The organism is Micrococcus sp. UYEF5, assembly GCF_040546065.1.
GTDB lineage: Bacteria > Actinomycetota > Actinomycetes > Actinomycetales > Micrococcaceae > Micrococcus > Micrococcus luteus.
Genome location: NZ_JBEPNB010000011.1, coordinates 34361 through 51994, shown reverse-complemented (window position 1 = coordinate 51994; position 17634 = coordinate 34361). Strand labels below are relative to the sequence as shown.

General features: G+C 74.5%; 20 protein-coding genes and 1 pseudogene. 13 read left to right on the top strand and 8 right to left on the bottom strand.

All coding sequences use genetic code 11. The annotated features are described in order from the left end of the window. A pseudogene (locus ABIB16_RS10245) lies at positions 1–94 on the top strand (IS5/IS1182 family transposase); the annotation flags it as partial. Positions 95–103: 9 nt separating this feature from the next. Next, positions 104–517, top strand: a complete 414-nt coding sequence (locus ABIB16_RS10240) for a DUF4259 domain-containing protein (RefSeq protein ID WP_230278162.1) — start codon at positions 104–106, stop codon at positions 515–517. Positions 518–569: 52 nt separating this feature from the next. Here the strand turns inward: ABIB16_RS10240 and ABIB16_RS10235 are convergent, their stop codons facing one another. From ABIB16_RS10235 to ABIB16_RS10220, 4 genes are read right to left on the bottom strand one after another with little or no spacing between them, the layout of a single operon-like run. After that, a complete protein-coding gene (locus ABIB16_RS10235) occupies positions 570–3047 on the bottom strand; it encodes a heavy metal translocating P-type ATPase (protein ID WP_206495874.1) in 2478 nt (825 codons plus the stop codon). Between the two features lie 3 nt (positions 3048–3050). Next, positions 3051–3269 (bottom strand): heavy-metal-associated domain-containing protein, encoded by a 219-nt coding sequence (locus ABIB16_RS10230; RefSeq protein WP_098094125.1) that lies wholly within the window; start codon positions 3267–3269, stop codon positions 3051–3053. 41 nt (positions 3270–3310) lie between these two features. After that, complete coding sequence (locus ABIB16_RS10225; protein ID WP_002856860.1) at positions 3311–3691, bottom strand: metal-sensitive transcriptional regulator; 381 nt, start codon at positions 3689–3691, stop codon at positions 3311–3313. A 10-nt stretch (positions 3692–3701) separates the two neighbouring features. Further along, on the bottom strand, positions 3702–4496 hold the full coding sequence (locus tag ABIB16_RS10220) for an arsenate-mycothiol transferase ArsC (RefSeq protein WP_127435491.1): 795 nt from the start codon (positions 4494–4496) through the stop codon (positions 3702–3704). 198 nt (positions 4497–4694) lie between these two features. On the opposite strand from ABIB16_RS10220, the gene ABIB16_RS10215 reads away from it, so the two are divergent. Next, positions 4695–5939: an isochorismate synthase gene (locus tag ABIB16_RS10215; protein ID WP_095347741.1), complete on the top strand. Its 1245-nt coding sequence runs from the start codon at positions 4695–4697 to the stop codon at positions 5937–5939. A 274-nt stretch (positions 5940–6213) separates the two neighbouring features. Here the strand turns inward: ABIB16_RS10215 and ABIB16_RS10210 are convergent, their stop codons facing one another. Continuing rightward, positions 6214–6486: a three-helix bundle dimerization domain-containing protein gene (locus ABIB16_RS10210; protein ID WP_227448856.1), complete on the bottom strand. Its 273-nt coding sequence runs from the start codon at positions 6484–6486 to the stop codon at positions 6214–6216. 345 nt (positions 6487–6831) lie between these two features. On the opposite strand from ABIB16_RS10210, the gene ABIB16_RS10205 reads away from it, so the two are divergent. Together ABIB16_RS10205 and rlmN are read left to right on the top strand one after the other, a co-directional pair. Next, entirely contained in the window at positions 6832–7704 is an 873-nt protein-coding gene (locus ABIB16_RS10205; RefSeq protein ID WP_044659291.1) for an oxygenase MpaB family protein, read from the top strand. A gap of 217 nt (positions 7705–7921) precedes the next feature. Then, a complete protein-coding gene (gene rlmN / locus ABIB16_RS10200; RefSeq protein WP_459536903.1) occupies positions 7922–9094 on the top strand; it encodes a dual-specificity RNA methyltransferase RlmN in 1173 nt (390 codons plus the stop codon). Between the two features lie 75 nt (positions 9095–9169). On the opposite strand, the gene ABIB16_RS10195 is transcribed toward rlmN, so the two are convergent. Both ABIB16_RS10195 and aroQ read right to left on the bottom strand, forming a co-directional pair. After that, complete coding sequence (locus ABIB16_RS10195) at positions 9170–9652, bottom strand: pyridoxamine 5'-phosphate oxidase family protein (RefSeq protein WP_044659290.1); 483 nt, start codon at positions 9650–9652, stop codon at positions 9170–9172. A 96-nt stretch (positions 9653–9748) separates the two neighbouring features. Continuing rightward, positions 9749–10201 (bottom strand): type II 3-dehydroquinate dehydratase, encoded by a 453-nt coding sequence (aroQ, locus tag ABIB16_RS10190; protein ID WP_044659289.1) that lies wholly within the window; start codon positions 10199–10201, stop codon positions 9749–9751. Between the two features lie 212 nt (positions 10202–10413). Between aroQ and trxA the strand changes: the two genes are divergently transcribed. Next, the gene (gene trxA, locus ABIB16_RS10185) at positions 10414–10854 is read left to right on the top strand and encodes a thioredoxin (protein WP_069941388.1); all 441 of its coding nucleotides are present in this window, start codon (positions 10414–10416) and stop codon (positions 10852–10854) included. 30 nt (positions 10855–10884) lie between these two features. Here trxA and idi read toward each other — a convergent pair whose 3' ends face one another. Then, on the bottom strand, positions 10885–11514 hold the full coding sequence (idi, locus tag ABIB16_RS10180) for an isopentenyl-diphosphate Delta-isomerase (RefSeq protein WP_098094132.1): 630 nt from the start codon (positions 11512–11514) through the stop codon (positions 10885–10887). A 145-nt stretch (positions 11515–11659) separates the two neighbouring features. Between idi and ABIB16_RS10175 the strand changes: the two genes are divergently transcribed. The 7 genes from ABIB16_RS10175 to crtYh all read left to right on the top strand — a co-directional run bounded on the left by ABIB16_RS10175 (position 11660) and on the right by crtYh (position 17634). Beyond that, entirely contained in the window at positions 11660–12208 is a 549-nt protein-coding gene (locus ABIB16_RS10175; protein ID WP_010079992.1) for a hypothetical protein, read from the top strand. 161 nt (positions 12209–12369) lie between these two features. Then, the gene (locus ABIB16_RS10170; RefSeq protein WP_010079993.1) at positions 12370–13446 is read left to right on the top strand and encodes a polyprenyl synthetase family protein; all 1077 of its coding nucleotides are present in this window, start codon (positions 12370–12372) and stop codon (positions 13444–13446) included. A gap of 1 nt (position 13447) precedes the next feature. Further along, positions 13448–14344, top strand: coding sequence for a phytoene/squalene synthase family protein (locus ABIB16_RS10165; RefSeq protein WP_010079994.1), 897 nt, complete (start codon positions 13448–13450; stop codon positions 14342–14344). Further along, a complete protein-coding gene (gene crtI, locus ABIB16_RS10160) occupies positions 14341–16041 on the top strand; it encodes a phytoene desaturase family protein (RefSeq protein WP_061866789.1) in 1701 nt (566 codons plus the stop codon). Before ABIB16_RS10165 ends, crtI begins: the two co-directional genes overlap by 4 nt. Further along, positions 16038–16922 (top strand): prenyltransferase, encoded by an 885-nt coding sequence (locus tag ABIB16_RS10155; RefSeq protein ID WP_036314900.1) that lies wholly within the window; start codon positions 16038–16040, stop codon positions 16920–16922. The genes crtI and ABIB16_RS10155 overlap by 4 nt, the downstream gene beginning before the upstream one ends. After that, entirely contained in the window at positions 16892–17281 is a 390-nt protein-coding gene (gene crtYg, locus ABIB16_RS10150; RefSeq protein ID WP_036314902.1) for a C50 carotenoid gamma-cyclase subunit alpha CrtYg, read from the top strand. The genes ABIB16_RS10155 and crtYg overlap by 31 nt, the downstream gene beginning before the upstream one ends. Continuing rightward, complete coding sequence (gene crtYh / locus ABIB16_RS10145; protein ID WP_020626542.1) at positions 17278–17634, top strand: C50 carotenoid gamma-cyclase subunit beta CrtYh; 357 nt, start codon at positions 17278–17280, stop codon at positions 17632–17634. Before crtYg ends, crtYh begins: the two co-directional genes overlap by 4 nt.

The window sequence follows — 17634 nt, the reverse complement described above, 5'->3', positions numbered from 1 at the left end:
GACCCGGTATGACAAGTACGCGATCATCTACAGGGCCGCTGTGGTCCTGAATGCTGTGATCGCATGGTCAAAACGATTGTCAGACATGCCCTAGGGTCAGGTCATGGGCGCATGGGGCAGAAACGTCTTCCAGAACGACACCGCGCTGGACATCGTGGACGAGGTCCTCGACGGCACCTTCGACCTCGACGAGTTCCGCAAGAACTTCCGTCGCGACGAGGACGAGGGCCACCTGACCGCGAGCCAGGGCGCCGCACTCCTCACCCTCGGGGCGCTCGTGCGGATCGCCCGGAACGAGGACCACGCGGACCTCGAGGCCCTGCTCGAGCACGCGGAGGCGGACGAGGTGGACCTCACCGCCTTCATCGGCCAGTTCTCGGACGAGGACATCGAGACCCTGCGCGAGCTGATCGGCGTGGTCATCCGCGAGCCCTCCTGCTCCGAGCTCTACCAGCTCTGGGAGGAGTCCGGGGAGCTCGAGCAGTGGCTCGAGTACTCCCGCGAATGCCTGCCCTGACCGGCCGGCCGGCCGGCCGGGGTGGACCCGGCTCGGCCGGCCCCGCCCCGGCTCACCGCGCGTAGCGGGTGAGCCGCAGCGAGTTCAGCACCACGAGCACGCTCGAGGCCGCCATCGCGCCGCCGGCGATCATCGGGTTGAGCAGGCCCAGGGCCGCGACCGGGATGCCGAGCACGTTGTAGGCGAACGCCCAGAACAGGTTCATCCGGATGATCCCCAGCGTGCGGCGGCTCAGGTCGAGCGCCTGGACCACCTGGTGCAGGTCGTCGCCCATCACGGTGATCTGCGCGGCCTCGCGGGCCACGTCCGTGCCGGAGCCCATCGCGATGCCCATGTCCGCGGCAGCCAGGGCCGGGGCGTCGTTGACGCCGTCGCCGACCATGGCCACCACGTGACCCTCGGACTGGAGCCGGCGGACCACGTCCACCTTGTCCTCGGGGCGCACGCCGGCCACCACGTCCTCGGCCGGGATCCCGACGGCGGCCGCCACCTGGGTGGCGACGGCGGCGTTGTCCCCGGTCACCAGCAGCGGGCGCAGGCCGAGCTCCTTGAGCCGGGCGATGGCGTCCGCCGAGGTCTCCTTCACGGTGTCCCGCACGGACAGGACGCCCGCCACGCGGCCGCCGACCGCGACCCACACGGCCGTGGCGCCGGCCTGCTCCGCCGCCTCGAACGCGGCACGGTGCTCGGCGGGGATGCCGCCGTCGAGGGCGGTCTCGAGGACGGAGCCGCGGCCGACGGCCACGCGGACCGGATCCGGGCCGGCGGCGCCGTGCGCGCCGGAGCCGAGGGCGCCGTCGTCGTGGGGGAGGGCGACCAGCCCGGACACGCCGCCGCCGGCCGTGGAGGCGAAGTCCGCCACGCCGGGCACGGTCAGGCCGCGCTCCTCGGCGCCGGCCACGATCGCGCGGGCGATCGGGTGCTCGGACCCGCGCTCGACGGCGGCCGCCAGGGTCAGCAGGACGTCGGCGGCCTGGTCCGGCGCCGTTTCGTCAACGAAAGCGCTCCGGGAGGCGCCCGTTTCGGCCACGAAAGCGGGGTCGAGGACGAGCACGTCCGCCAGCGCCATGCGGCCCTCGGTCACGGTGCCGGTCTTGTCCAGCACGATCGTGTCCACGGTGCGCGAGTCCTCGAGCACCTCGGGGCCGCGGATGAGGATGCCCAGCTGCGCGGCGCGGCCGGTGCCGGCCAGCAGGCCGACCGGGGTCGCCAGGCCGAGGGCGCACGGGCACGCGATCACGAGCACGGCCACGCCGGCGCGCAGCGCGGACGGCAGGTCGCCGGTCACGATCATCCACACCGCGAAGGTCAGCACGGCGATCCCGAGCACGATCGGCACGAACACGGCGGAGATGCGGTCGGCCAACCGGGCCACGCGCGCCTTGCCGGTCTGCGCCTCGGAGACGAGCCGCCCCATCTGGGCGAGCGTCGTGTCCGAGCCGACCCGCGTCGCGCGGGCCACGAGCCGGCCCGAGGTGTTCAGGGTGGCGCCGGTGAGGGCGTCCCCGGGGCCGACCTCCACGGGCACGGACTCGCCGGTGAGCAGGGAAGCGTCCACGGCCGAGGTGCCCTCGAGCACCTCGGCGTCCGTGGGCACCTTCTCGCCGGGGCGGATCAGCACGACGTCGCCCGGCGCGAGGGACTCGGCGGGCACCGTGCGCTCGGCGTGGGTCTCGGGGTCGTAGAGGGTGGCCTGGGCCGCGCCCAGGTCCAGGAGGGCGCGCAGCGCGGCGCCGGCCTCACGCTTGGCGCGGGCCTCGAGCCAGCGGCCCAGCAGCAGGAACGTGGTGATGACCGCGGCCGTCTCGAAGTACAGGCTGTGGTGGGCCATCTCCGCCATGGTCCCGCCCACGTGGGCGGTCATGTCCGGCGCCAGGATCAGCTCCACGGCCGAGTACACGAAGGAGACGAGCACGCCCACGGACACGAGGGTGTCCATCGTGGACGAGCCGTGCCGGGCCGCGCGGAACGCCGCCGAGTGGAACGGCCACGCCGCCCACAGCGCCACGGGCGCCGCCAGGGCGAACGCGACCCAGCCCCAGTGCGGGAACTGCAGCGCCGGGACCATGGAGATCAACACGAGCGGCACCGTCAGCACCGCCGCGCCGATCAGGCGCGGCGTGAGCACGTCCTCACTCGGACCGTGGGCCATGTGGTCGTGGTGGTCCACGCCGTCATGGTCCGCGGCGTGGCCCTCGCCGTGGTCGGAGGTGTGCGCGTGCCCGGCGTGTCCCGCGTGTCCCGCGTGCCCGGCCTGGCCGGCCGGCGGGGCGGGACGGCGCACCGTGGCGCCGTACCCGGCCTTCTCGACGGCGGCCACGAGCTCCTCGTCCGACACGCCGGCGGGCGCGGTGACGGTGGCCTGTTCGAGCGGCAGGTTCACGGACGCCGTGACGCCCTCGAGCTTGCCCAGCTTGCGCTCGACGCGACCCACGCACGAGGCGCAGGTCATGCCGGTGACGTCCAGGTCGACGCGGCGGGTGGTCTCGGTTTGCGGGCCGGCCGGGGTGGAGGAGGCGGGGTGGGTCATGGGTCAGGCCCCCACCAGCGTGTAGCCGGCCTCCTCGACGGCGGCGCGCGCGGCGGCGGGGTCGAGGGGGGCCTCGGAGGTGACGGTGGCGGTGGAGACGCCACCGGAGTTCAGGTCCACGTCCACGGCGGAGACGCCGGCGATCTCGCCGAGCTCCTCCTGGACGGAGGCGACGCAGTGGCCGCAAGTCATGCCGGTGATCTTCAGGTCGGTGGTGGTCATCTCGTGCTCCTCGTGCGGTGGTGGGTGGGCGACGGCGCCGGTCAGCGCAGCAGGCGGCCGAGGGCGGCCGTCGCCTCGGCGACCTTCTCGTCGATGAGCTCGGTGCGGCCTTCCGCCTCGGCCTGCACCGCGGCCTCCGCCACGCAGTGACGCAGGTGCTCCGAGGTGAGGTTCAGGCTGAGGGACTGCAGCGCCTTCGTGACGGCGGCGACCTGCGTGAGGACGTCGATGCAGTACACGTCCTCGTCCACCATGCGGTGGAGGCCGCGCACCTGCCCCTCGATGCGGCGCAGTCGAGCGAGGTGCTTCGCCTTGTCCCGGTGCACCTCGTGCGGGGGCCGGTGGCCGTCGCAGGCGTCCGCCGCGGCGGACGGAAGGGGCGAGGCGGCGGCGGGCGCCGTCGTCGTGCTGTCCGTGCTCATACCCCCTGTTCTATACCCCAGGGGGGTATAGGTCAAGGGGTCGGCCGACGCGGGTGCCCTCCTCCGGCAGCGGGGTGGCGGCTTCGCCCAGATCGGCGATCAGGCCGCGGACCTCCAGGTCCAGGGCGTCGCGCACGCCGCGCACCTGCTCGAGGCTCATGCCGCGGATCGACGGCACGGACCACTTCTGCACCTGCGCGCCCTCGGGGATCTCGAACGGATCCGCGCCGTCGAAGAGCACCACGATCTCGGCGGCCCGGAGCACGTCCGGGTCCAGGCCCTTGGTGTACGTGTGGTGCAGCGGGATGCCGATCTCGTTCATCGCCTCGAACGCGGTGGAGATGACCTCGCCGGCGGGCTCCGTGCCGGCCGAGCGGGCCCTGACCTCGCCGTGGGTGCGGTTCTCGAGCAGGGCCGCGGCCATCTGCGAGCGGCCGGCGTTGCCGTGGCAGACGAACAGCACACGCGGGTGGCGGGACTCGATGCTGCCCTGGTTGATCGCCCTGGCGCGCAGGCGCGAGGCGGCATGCTGCACCGAGATGGTCGGCAGCATCTCCGGGTGGCGGCTCGTCGCGGCGAGCTCGGCGTAGGAGTCGAACAGGACCTGACGCGCCGTCGCCTCGTCGGCCACGCCGGGGAAGCGCGCCATCAGCGGCCGGACCTCGCGCTCCAGCACGTGCGCGGCCATCCCGTGCGGCACGGGGTCCACCGGGGCGAGGGTGTCCGGCGCGGCCGTCGTGTCCAGCGGCATGTCGTCCACCGCCGGTGCGTGATCGGCGTGGGGGTCCGGGGGGATGGGGGCCATGATGCGAGTCCTCCGGGGAAGGCGGTCGGCTGAACGCGAGGTGAACGGGTGCCCCCACCCTGCGACGTCGGGTGTGCCGGCGCAAGCCTTGACGGGATCCCTCCGCGCCCGACGACGCTGCTCGCCGCCGTCGTCGGGGCGGTGGCCGACGCCCGGGCCCGGAGCGGGGGTCCGCCGAGGTGGGAGAGAATGGGGGCCATGTCTGTCCGCTCCCTGCTCCCGGACCTCGGCACCCCCGCGACCGGGACCCCCGAGGCCGCCGTCCCCCCGTTCGCCCGGGCGGTGCTGTGGGCGCACGGGGACGACGCGTGGCGGGGCGAGGGCGGCTGGACCGTGCTCCTGGACGGCACCGACCGGCTCCGCCGGCTCTCCGCGCTGTGGCAGGCCGCCGTCGCCGGGCGACCGGACCCGACGGCCCCGCTGCGGGGCTGGATCTCCTCGACCTTCGCCGACGACTCGCCCGAGCCCGCGGTCCTGCGCATCCCCGCGGATCTGCGCCGCGCCACGCCGTCCGGCGTGCGGGACGTGGCCCAGCACATGGACGCGGACGCGCTCGCAGCCGCCGTCGCCGCGGACCGTGGAGCCCGGCTGCTGGCCGACGGCGCGGTGCCCCTGCCCGCCGACGTCGCCGACCGTGCCTGGGACGACGCCGGCTACGCGGCCGGGGTGCGCGAGCTGCTGACGCGGATGGCCGACTCGGGCGGGGAGCTGGCGAAGGTCGTGATCAGCCGCACGATGACCGTCCCCGCGGACGACGCCGACCTGTGGCGGGCGATCGGGGCCCTGCGCCGCGAGTACCCGCAGACCTGGGTGTTCGCCGTCGGCGGGCTGCTGGGCGCCACGCCCGAGGTCCTCGCCACGCGGCACGCGGGGCTCGTGGGCTCGCGGGTGCTGGCGGGGTCCATGCCGCGCGGCGCGGACGAGGAGGAGGACGCCGCGCTGCGGGAGCGTCTGGCCTGTGATCCGCGGCTGGCGGAGGAGCATCGCTGGGCGGCGCGGTCGGTGCTGGACGCGCTGGCGCCCGTCGTCGACCTCGCCGATGACGACCCCGCGCCCACCGTCCTGACCCTGCCGAACGTGCACCACCTGGCCACGTCCGTGCGCGGCCGGCTGCGGGATGGGCGGGGGACCGTGCTGGACGTGGTGGCCGCGCTGCATCCGACGGCGGCCGTCGGCGGGACCCCCACGCCGGACGCGGTGAGGGTGATCGCGGAGGTCGAGCCCGTGGACCGCGGCCGCTATGCGGGCCCGGTCGGGTGGCTCGACCAGGACGGCGACGGCGAGATCGCCCTGGCGCTGCGCTGTGGCCAGCAGGTGCCCGGCGGGGTGCGGCTGCAGGCCGGGGGCGGGATGGTCCCGGGAGCGGTGCCCGAGGAGGAGGTCACGGAGATCCGGGCCAAGTTCCTGCCGATGCGCCGAGCGCTGGGCGTCGCCGAGGACTGAGGCCTCCCGTGCCGGGCCCCCCGTCCGCGTCACCCACGCTTTCGTGTAGGAAACGGCGGCGTGTCGCGGTGCTTTCGTGTGAGAAACGGCGCCGCACCTCGGAGTCGCGTGGGCGGCGGGGGAACGGCGCCCCGGAGCGTTCACACCGTTTCTCGAACGAAAGCGTCCTGGGGCCCGCCGTTTCCCGAACGAAAGCGTCCGGGGAGGCGAGAAGACCCGCCGGCCACGGCCCCTCGCGGGGCGGGCCGACGGGTCGTCGCGTCGGTATGGGGGATCAGGCGGCGACGGCCATGGCCTCGTGGGCCGGCGTCGCGGCCTGGAGGCGGCGGGTGGCCTCGCGCTCGGCGAGGGCCGGCAGGAAGGTGGTGATGCGGGCGCCGCGCTTGAGGTCGGCGACGACCTCGCGGACGACCGAGCGGACGGTCTCGGCGGTGACGGTGCCCTCGAAGCGGCGGAGGAGGGTCTCCTCGACGCGCTGGAGCACGTGGCGTTGCATGAGGGGGCTCGGGGCGGTGGGCAGGTGGTGGCTGGTCGTGTTGATGCTCACGGTGAGCACCTCCTTTGGTTGCCGGACCACGAGTCCGGCGGATCGTCGCGGCGGGGCCGCGGGTGATGAGTTCGGTGGAGTCCCGACCTCGCGTTCCGTAAACGCTAGGTGAACTGCTTGTGAACAAGTTTACAGATTTCCTCCCGGAGTGCAACTCCGTGTTCACCAACGTGACCTGTGACACCCTGTCGCGCATGCCTGCATGGCGCGAAATCAGCGCAATCATGCGGTTCTCGGATCGAGGTGCCACGAGCGGCAGGCGAACAGCAAGATGAACAGAAGGTGAACGGCACCGTTCATCTCGGCCCCCTGCCCCTCCGCCCGGCCCGGTGCGAGGCTGGGACCATGCGCCCCGACTGCCACTCCGCCCCGACCTCCGCGGCCGCCCTCGCCCGCGAGGCCGTGATCCTCGCCGGTGCCGGTGCGGCGATCCTGCTCCAGGTGGCGCACCGGCCGGTGGGGGCCGGCGTCGCCGTCCACTCCCGGTTCACCGAGGACCCGATGCGCCGGCTCCGCCACACGCTCGCCTACATCTACGCGGTCACCCTCCCCGAGGCCGCGCCGTTGCGCGACGCGGTCGTCGACCGGGTGCGGGCGGCGCACCGCCCGGTCCGCGGGCTCGACGCCGGAGGCCACCCCTACGACGCCGCCGACCCGGACGCCCAGCTCTGGGTGGCCGCCACCCTCTATGCGATGGGGGAGCAGGTGCGCCGCCGGATGTGGGGCGCCCTCGACGCCGAGGACGCCGACCGCCTCTACCGCGGGTACGCCCCGCTCGCCACGAGCCTCGAGGTCCCCGCCTCCGCCTGGCCGGTCGACCGCGCGGCGTTTGCGGACTACTGGGACGACCGGGTGGCCCGGCTCGAGGTCACGGACGACGCGCGGCGGGTCGCCGCCGACCTGTTCTCCGGCCAGGGCGTCCCCGCGCCGCTGCGGGCGGCTATGCCCCTGGCCCGGTTCGTCACCGCCGGTCTCCTCCCAGGCCGCGTGCGCGCCGGCCTCGGCTGGTCCTGGACTGGGCGGGACTCCGTCCGGGAGGCACGCCTCTGGGGGCTGGCGCGCACCCTGTACCGGCCGCTGCCGGCGACGGTGCGCGGCGTCGTCGTCCGCTGGGTCCTGCGGGGGCTGCCCCGGACGCGAAAGCCGCGCGGCGCCGTCGACGTGGAGGCGACCCGCCGCGAAGTCCGCCCCGTCTGGGAGAATGGTGCCGATGTCTGACTACCAGCCCCGCCGCCCCGGATCGAAGCCCACCCCGAACCGCCAGAGGGACCGCGCCGGCAAGCCGGCCCTCGGCCGCCCCGAGCGCGGCCTGATCGACGAGTCCGAGGCGCGCCAGCTCGCCGAGGACCGAGAGCGCATGCGCCGCGCCGGCGTCGGCCACCAGCTCTCCGCGCCCAAGCGCCGCGAGGCCGCCACCGCCGAGCGCCCCCAGGTGATGCCGAAGACCGAGGGCTGGACCCAGCCGATGGGCCCGGACGGCCGACCGCAGCTGCAGTTCAAGCAGCCGCGCGTCTCCCAGCCGCCCACCCACCTGGCCGACCTCACGCTGAAGGAACGGCAGGAGAAGGCCAAGGAGATCGGGCTGCCGGCGTTCCGCGCCAAGCAGCTCTCGGTGCACTACTTCGAGCACTACACCACCGATCCGGAGCAGATGACGGACCTGCCCAAGGACAAGCGGGAGGCGATCGCGGAGGCGTTCTTCCCGCCGCTGCTCACCGAGGTCCGGCGCATGGAGACCGACCGCGGGGACACCGTCAAGTTCCTGTGGCGGCTGTTCGACGGCGCTCTCGTGGAGTCCGTGCTGATGCGGTATCCCGGCCGCGTGACGCTGTGCGTGTCCAGCCAGGCCGGCTGCGGGATGAACTGCCCGTTCTGCGCCACGGGCCAGGCCGGGCTGACCCGCAACATGTCCACGGCGGAGATCGTGGAGCAGATCGTGCTGGCCAACCAGGTGATCGCCCAGGGCGGACTGGGCGGCAAGCGCAAGGATGGCGGGCACGACGCCGACCGCGTCACCAACGTCGTGTTCATGGGCATGGGTGAGCCCCTGGCCAACTACAAGCGCGTGATGGCCGCCGTGCACCGCATGGTGGACCCCTCGCCTGAGGGCCTGGGCATGTCCGCGCGGAACATCACGCTGTCCACCGTCGGCCTGGTGCCGGCCATCCGGAAGCTGGCCGAGGAGGGCGTGCCGCTGACGTTCGCGCTGTCCCTGCACGCGCCGGACGACGAGCTGCGCGACGAGCTGATCCCCGTGAACTCACGCTGGAAGGCGGACGAGGCGATCGACGCCGCGTACGACTACTTCGTGGCCACCGGGCGCAGGGTGTCCATCGAGTACGCGCTCATCAAGGACATGAATGACCACGCGTGGCGCGCCGACCTGCTGGCCAAGAAGCTCAACGCCCGGGGCAAGGGCTGGGTGCACGTGAACCCGATCCCGCTGAACCCGACGCCGGGCTCCATCTGGACCGCCTCGGAGAAGGACGTGACGCGCGAGTTCGTGGACCGGCTCAACGCCGCCGGCATCCCCACCACCCTGCGCGACACCCGCGGCAAGGAGATCGACGGCGCGTGCGGCCAGCTGGCGGCCGAGGACGTCGACTGACCTGCCGAGGCCCCGCGCGCGGCGCCCACCGGCCCGTCCTCGGGCAAGCCGCGGGGCCGGCGTCGGGGAGCGCCGTCAGAAGCGGACGGTCTCGCTGTCGCCCGGCTCGGCGGTCCCGCCGGTGACCTTGGCCTTGACCAGCTCGACGGCGGTGGCCACCGCGCCCGGGGACTCCCAGAACTGGGCGGTCTGCACGTCCACGCGCACGAGCACGATCTGCGGATCCTCGGGGCTCGAGCCCTCACCGAAGAAGGCCTCGGTGGCCGGGTTCCAGAACTCCTTCTTGCGCGCGTCGTCGCGGACGAGCTGACCGTGGCCCGCGAGGGAGGCCCAGAAGTCCTTGTCCTGCACGGCGACGTTGACCGGGCGCTGCGGAGCGTCCGCGGCGACGTCGGAGGTGGCGCGCGTGAGGAACCAGAGCGTGCCGCCGTCCTCGGCCTGTTGCAGGCCCATCGGGCGGGTGACGAGCGTGCCGTCCCGCTCAGCGGTGGTCAGCATGCAGACGTTCACCTTCGCGAGCTTCTCGAGCAGACGGGCGCGGGGATCCTGGGTGCCCATGGCGTGACTCCTTCGTCGTCGGGTGCCGGCGCCCTGATGTGGCCACCGGCTCGTACCACCGACCCTAGGCACGGCCAGGCGGGTCCTGACCAGCGCTCAGCGGCGCACAGCCGCGGCGAGCCAGTCGACGGCGAGGGCGTAGCCCTGGACGCCCGCCCCGGCGATCACGACGTCGGCGACGGCGGAGACGTGCGAGTGGTGCCGGAACGCCTCGCGCCGGTGGACGTTGGAGATGTGCACCTCGGCGATCGGCCGGTCGACGGCGGCGAGGGCGTCGCGGATCGCGATGGAGGTGTGCGAGTACGCGGCGGGGTTGATGAGGACGCCAGCGTGGGAGGTGCGGGCCTCCTGGATCCAGTCGATGAGCTCGCCCTCGTGGTTGGACTGTCGGAAGTCCACGGTCAGCCCGTGCTCGGCCGCGCGGGCCTCGGTGAGCGCACGGACGTCGTCGAGGGTGGCCGTGCCGTAGACCTCGGGCTCGCGGGTGCCGAGCAGGTTCAGGTTGGGGCCGTTGAGCACGAGCAGGGGCAGGGCGGTAGTGGCGGTCATGCGGTCAGTCTAGGAAGCGACGACGACGGCTCCCGTCTCGGCCACGACAGTGCGTGGAAGGCGCCCGTTTCCCGAACGAAAGTGCCGGGACACGCCGCCGTTTCCCGAACGAAAGCGGGGTGGGGCGGAATAGGTGCCGCGGGGCGTCCGTTGTGGTCGGCAGGACGATCGCCGGCGTGAGCGCGTCGGCCCCGCTGACGAAAGGACCCACCGTGGCCACCAAGGACCTGACCCTCGAGGAGTTCGGCTCCACCGTCGCCGAGAACGACACCGTGCTCGTGGACTTCTGGGCCGGCTGGTGCGGCCCGTGCCGCCAGTTCGCCCCCGTGTTCGAGGCCGCCTCGGAGAAGCACGAGGACGTCGTGTTCGCCAAGGTCGACACGGAGGACCAGCAGCAGCTGGCGGCGATGGCCGGCATCACCTCCATCCCCACGCTCATGGCCTTCCGCGGCGGTGTGCTCGTGTTCTCCCAGGCCGGCGCCCTGCCGGGCACCGCGCTCGAGCAGCTGCTCGACCAGGTCAAGGGCCTCGACATCGCAGAGGTCCGCCGCCTGGCCGAGGAGCAGCAGGGCCAGCAGGGCGACGCCGAGCCGGGGCAGGACGAGGCCGTGCAGTCCACCGCCGCCCACCTCGACGACGTCAACGGCCGCTGACGGCCCGCGCGGCGTCGCCGCGCCGGCCGCTCACCGCGGGTCGAACGCCCCCTGCTGCCACTGCTCCACGAGCCACGGGCTGAACGCGCGGGGCACGGCGGCCAGGGCGGCGGTCAGCTCGGCCGGCTCCACCCAGCACCACTCCGCGACCTCGTCCCGCTCCGGGGCGGGGTCGCCGTGCATCCGGGCCCGGAACACGGGGCAGACCTCGTGCTCCTCCATGCCGGAGGCGTCCACGGCGCGGTAGCGGAAGTCGGGCAGCACCTCGACGACGTCGCGCACCGGGACGCCGAGCTCCTGCGGGGCGCGGCGCAGCACGGCCTCCGCCGGGGACTCGCCGGGCCCGGGGTGCCCGCAGAACCCGTTGGTCCACACCCCGGGGAACGCCTTCTTCCCGAGTGCGCGGCGGGTCAGCAGGAACCGTCCGGCGTCGTCGTAGACGTGGCACGAGAACGCCAGGTGCAGGGCCGTGCCGCCGTCCTCGGTGCGGCGGTGGACCGTGGCCTTGGCCTCTGTGCCCACGGCCTCGCCCGCCGGGGACAGCAGGACCACGCGCTCGACGTCGTCGGGGCCTGCGGCCGGGACGTCCGAGGCCGCCATCCACGGTCGGACGACGGGGGAGGGGCGGTCGTGCGGGGAGGGCGTGGCCGGGGTCTGCATGCCTCTCAGTGTGGCAGGCGAGCCGGGCCGCCCATCAGATGTGGGCCACGTCACCTCGGCCCGATCCCGACGGCCGGGCGTGGCTAGAGTGCTGAGGTCGGCGCCACACCCCGGCGCGTCCCACGTCACTCCAGGAGAGCATCCCATGGCCTTCGCCGCCCTGTCCCGTTCCGCCCGTCTTGCCGGCCTGTCCGCTGCCGCGCTGCTGGCCCTCACCGCGTGCGGCGGTCAGGACTCGTCCGACGCCGACGCGTCCGCCTCGACGACGGCGCCCGCCTCCGCGTCCACGCAGGGTGCGGAGTCCTCGTCCGCCTCGGCGTCGTCGCTGTCCGCGGCCCCGGCCGACTACGAGGCCGGCACGTGCTTCACCGCCCCGCTCGGCGCGCGTGACCTGTCCTCCTTCGAGACCACCGACTGCGAGGGCGCCCACACCGCGGAGTACCTGTGGGCCGTGCCGGCCGTGGCCGAGGGTGAGGAGGCCGACCCCGCCGCCGCCCAGACCTGCACCGCCCAGGCCCAGCGCCTGAGCGAGGAGAAGGAGGACCAGCTGAACGGGGCCGTCCTGACCTCCTCCGAGCTGGGCAACTACGGCACCGACGAGAAGCACTGCGTCGTGTACGGGGTCTCCGGTGAGTGGGAGGGTCAGATCGTGGACCCGGAGATCACCCTGGAGACGGCGTCCGCCGACGCCTGATCCCGCCGGCGGCCCCGTGCGTCGTGAGATCGCGCCGCCCGGGACCGCCGCGGATGGACGCGGGACCGGCGCGGCCCGTAGTGTCTTCTGCGTCCAGAAGTTAGACGGTCGAACAGGTGCGGCGGTCGGTGCCGCGTCGTGTCCGCCACCGAGGAGGCGCCATGGGTGAAGCGAGGACGGGCGGCGAGGCCGCGCTCTCCGGGGTGACCGCCGAGCTGGACGCCGCGCTCCGACACGCCGCGGCCCAGGCGCCCGGATCCGCCGCCTTCGCCGAGCTGCTCGACTCGCTCCACGTCCATGTGGGCGCCGGCAAGCTCATCCGCCCCCGTCTCGTCGAGCTCGGCTGGCGCCTGGCGACCGCCGACCCGGTCCCTCCGTCCGGCCGCGCTGCCGTCGACCGACTCGGGGCCGCCTTCGAACTGCTGCACACCGCGCTGCTCGTCCACGACGACGTCATCGATCGGGACGTGCTGCGGCGCGGCCAGCCCGCCGTGCACGCCTCCGCCCGGCACCGCCTCGAGGCCCGAGGGGTGCCCGCCGCGGACGCCGCCCACGCCGGGGTCGCCGTCGCCCTCATCGCGGGGGACGTCCTGCTCACCCAGGCGTTCCGGCTCGCCGCCACCTGTGCCGCCGACACCGCCCGGGCCGCCGAGGCCGCCGCCGTCGTCTTCGACGCCGCCGCCGTGACTGCGGCCGGCGAGCTCGAGGACGTGCTCCTGGGGCTGTCCCGCCACACCGGTGAGGAGCCCGATCCCGACCGCATCCTCGCCATGCAACGGCTCAAGACGGCGCACTACACGGTCGGCGCGCCCCTGCGCGCCGGCGCCCTCCTGGCCGGGGCGGATCCCGACCTCGCCCGGGCGATGGGCGAGGCCGGCGCCGACCTCGGCGCCGCCTACCAGGTGATCGACGACGTCCTCGGCGTGTTCGGCGATCCCGGGGAGACCGGCAAGTCCGCCGACGGCGACCTGCGCGAGGGCAAGGCCACCGTGCTCACCGCCCACGGCCGCCGCATCCCCGCCGTCCGCGCCCTGCTCGACGCGGGCCCGGCCACCCCCGCGGACATCGAGGCCGCCCGCCGCGCCCTCGAGGCGGCCGGTGCCCGGGAGCACGCCCTCGACGTCGCCGCCGAGCTCACCGTCCGCGCCCGCGAGCGCATCGCGGCCCTGCCCCTGGACGAGACGGTCCGGGCGGAGTTCGCCGACGCCTGCCACGCCGTGCTGACCCGGAGGTCCTGAGATGGCCGCGCCCACCCCGAGCCCTGCCGCGCTGTACACGCGGACGGCCCACACCGCAGCGGCCCAGGTGATCCGCCGCTACTCCACGTCCTTCTCCTGGGCCTGCCGCACCCTGCCCCGGCAGGCACGCCAGGACGTGGCCACGATCTACGCCATGGTCCGCGTCGCCGACGAGGTGGTCGACGGCGTCGCGGTGGCCGCCGGGCTCGACGAGGCCGGGGTCCGCGCCGCCCTGGACGACTACGAGCGGGCGTGTGAGGCCGCGATGGCGTCGGGCTTCGCCACCGACCCGGTCCTGCACGCCTTCGCCGACGTGGCCCGTCGCCACGGCATCACCCCGGAGCTGACCCGTCCCTTCTTCGCCTCCATGCGCGCGGACCTGGGGATCCGCGAGCACGGCGCCGAGTCCCTGGACGCCTACATCCACGGCTCGGCCGAGGTGGTGGGGCTGATGTGCCTGCAGGTCTTCCTCTCCCTCCCCGGCACGCGGGCCCGGACCCCGGGCCAGCGGCAGGAGCTGCGCGCGCAGGCCTCCCGGCTGGGGGCGGCGTTCCAGAAGGTCAACTTCCTCAGGGACCTGGCCGCGGACCACCACGAGCTGGGCCGCACTTACCTGCCCGGTGCCGCACCGGGCGTGCTCACCGAGGCCCGCAAGGCCGAGCTCGTGGCCGAGGTCCGCGCCGACCTCGACGCCGCCCTGCCCGGCATCCGTGTCCTGGACCCCGGGGCCGGGCGCGCCGTGGCCCTGGCGCACGGACTGTTCGCGGCCCTGGTGGACCGGATCGAGGCGACCCCGGCGGCCGAGCTGGCCCACCGCCGTGTCCGGGTGCCGGACCATCAGAAGGCCCGGATCGCCGCCCGCGTCCTGGCACGGGGCCGCCGGGGAGGCCGCCGATGAGCGCCCGGGACACCGCTCTCGGCCCGCGCACCGTGGTGGTGGGCGGCGGTTTCGCCGGACTGGCCACGGCGGGCCTGTTGGCCCGCGACGGGCACCGGGTGACGCTGCTGGAGCGCGGCGCCGTCCTGGGCGGCCGTGCCGGACGCTGGTCTGAGGCGGGGTTCACCTTCGACACCGGGCCCTCCTGGTACCTGATGCCCGAGGTGATCGACCGCTGGTTCCGCCTCATGGGGACCTCCGCCGCCGAACGGCTGGACCTGCGCCGTCTGGACCCCGGCTACCGGGTGTACTTCGAGGGGCACCTCCACGAGCCCCCCGTGGACGTGCGCACCGGCCACGCGGAGACGCTGTTCGAGTCCCTCGAGCCCGGCGCCGGGCGCCGGCTGCGGGCCTACCTCGACTCCGCGTCCCGGATCTACGGGCTCGCCAAGGAGCACTTCCTCTACACGGACTTCCGCCGGCCGGCCGCCCTGGCCCACCCGGACGTCCTGCGCGCCCTGCCGGCCCTCGGGCCCCAGCTGCTGGGGGGCCTGCGCTCCCACGTGGCGGCCCGCTTCCAGGATCCCCGGCTGCGCCAGATCCTGGGCTACCCGGCGGTCTTCCTCGGCACGTCCCCCGACCGTGCCCCCGCCATGTACCACCTGATGTCCCATCTGGACCTCGCCGACGGCGTGCAGTACCCCCTCGGCGGGTTCGCGGCCCTCGTGGACGCCATGGCGGAGGTCGTGCGTGAGGCCGGTGTGGAGATCCGCACCGGGGTCGAGGCGACCGCCGTGGAGGTCGTGGACCGTCCCGCCCCCGCCGGCCGCCTCGGACGCCTGGCCGCCCGCCTGCCCAGGCCGGGAGCAGCCCGCGGGGACGAGGGCCGACGTCGCCGCCCGGGCCAGGTGACCGGCGTCGCCTGGCGGTCCGACGACGGCGCCGCGGGACGCCTCGACGCCGATGTGGTGGTGGCCGCCGCGGACCTGCACCACGTGCAGACCCGTCTGCTGCCTCCCGGCCGGCGCGTCGCGGAGTCCACGTGGGACCGGCGCGACCCCGGTCCCTCCGGCGTGCTCGTGTGCGTGGGGGTGCGCGGATCCCTGCCCCAGCTGGCCCACCACACCCTGCTGTTCACGGCGGACTGGGAGGACAACTTCGGGCGCATCGAGCGGGGGGAGGACCTCGCCGCGGACACGTCGATCTACGTCTCGCGCACCTCCGCCACGGACCCGGGCGTGGCCCCGGAGGGCGACGAGAACCTCTTCATCCTCGTCCCGGCCCCCGCCGAGCCGGGGTGGGGGCGCGGCGGCATCCGGGTCCGTGACGGCCAGAGCTGGCGGGTGGACCGCGCCGGGGACGCCCAGGTGGAGGCCGTGGCGGACCGGGCCCTCGATCAGCTGGCCCGCTGGGCCGGGATCCCCGACCTGGCCGAGCGCATCGTGGTGCGGCGCACCTACGGGCCCGGTGACTTCGCCGCGGACGTGCACGCCTGGCGGGGTTCGCTGCTGGGCCCCGGGCACACGCTGGCGCAGTCGGCCATGTTCCGCCCCTCGGTGCGGGACGCGGACGTGGCCGGCCTGATGTACGCGGGCTCCTCGGTGCGCCCGGGAATCGGGGTGCCCATGTGCCTGATCTCCGCCGAAGTGGTCCGGGACGAACTGCGCCACGACGCGCGCAGGGCCCGGCCCGCGGGCCCCGGGGGGAGCGGCACATGATCCGCACCCTCTTCTGGGCGTCCCGGCCGGTCAGCTGGGTGAACACGGCCTACCCGTTCGCCGCCGCCGCGATCCTGACCGGGGGGCTGCCCGCGTGGCTGGTGGTCCTGGGCGTCGTGTTCTTCCTGGTGCCCTACAACCTGGCCATGTACGGCATCAATGACGTGTTCGACTTCGCCTCGGACCTGCGCAACCCCCGCAAGGGGGGTGTGGAGGGCTCCGTGCTGGGCGACCCCGCGGTGCGCCGCCGGGTGCTGGCGTGGTCGGTGCTGCTGCCCGTGCCGTTCGTGGCCGTGCTCGCGGGCTGGTCCGCCGTGCGGGGCGAGTGGGCCGCCGTGCTGGTGCTCGCGGTGAGCCTGTTCGCGGTGGTGGCGTACTCCTGGGCGGGGCTGCGGTTCAAGGAGCGGCCCTTCCTGGACGCCGCCACCTCCGCCACCCACTTCGTCTCCCCCGCGGTCTACGGCCTCGCGCTGGCCGGGGCGACCCCCACGCCCGCCCTGGCGGCGCTGCTGGGGGCGTTCTTCCTGTGGGGCATGGCCTCGCAGATGTTCGGGGCGGTGCAGGACGTGGTGCCGGACCGGGAGGGGGGCCTGGCCTCGGTGGCCACCGTGCTGGGCGCTCGGCGCACCGTCCTGCTCGCCGCCGGCCTGTACGCGGCGGCGGGCCTTCTGCTGCTGGCCACCGACCCGCCGGGCCCGCTCGCGGCGCTGCTGGCCGTGCCCTACGTGGTGAACACCCTGCGCTTCCGCCGCATCACGGACGCCACCTCGGGCGCGGCCCACCGCGGCTGGCAGCTGTTCCTCCCCCTGAACTACGTGACCGGCTTCCTCGTGACCCTGCTGCTGATCGGGTGGGCGCTGACCCGGGGGGCGGCGGCATGATCTACCTGCTGGCCCTGCTGGGTGTCATCGGCTGCATGCTGCTGGTGGACCGGCGCTTCGAGCTGTTCCTGTGGCATCGCCCGCTCCCGGCGCTGCTGGTGCTGGCCGCCGGGGTGGCCTACTTCTTCGCCTGGGACCTGTGGGGGATCGCCGAAGGCGTGTTCCTGCACCGGCAGTCGCCCTACATGACCGGGGTGATGCTCGCCCCCCAGCTGCCCCTGGAGGAGGGGTTCTTCCTGCTCTTCCTCAGCCAGATCACGATGGTGCTGTTCACCGGGGCGCTGCGCCTGCTGCGCGGCCGGCGAGGTGACGCCCGTGCCGCGACGCCGGCCGATCCGACCGACGGGGGCAGCCGGTGACCTTCCTCGACCTCGTCCTCGTCTTCGTGGGCTTCGCCCTGGCCGTGCTCGTGGGCGCCGCCCTCGTCGGCCGCGTGCGGGGCGAGCACCTGCGGGCCGTGGCGGCCACCCTGGTGGCCCTGTGGGCCCTCACGGCGGTCTTCGACAACGTGATGATCGCCGCGGGGCTCTTCGACTACGGCCATGAGCTGCTGGTGGGTGCCTACGTGGGCCAGGCGCCCGTGGAGGACTTCGCCTACCCGCTCGGCTCCGCCCTGCTGCTGCCGGCGCTCTGGCTGCTGCTGACGAGCCGTGGTCGTGCCGGTCGGCGCGGCCCTCGGCCGGGACGCCGCCCCCACCCGGACGATCGCTGA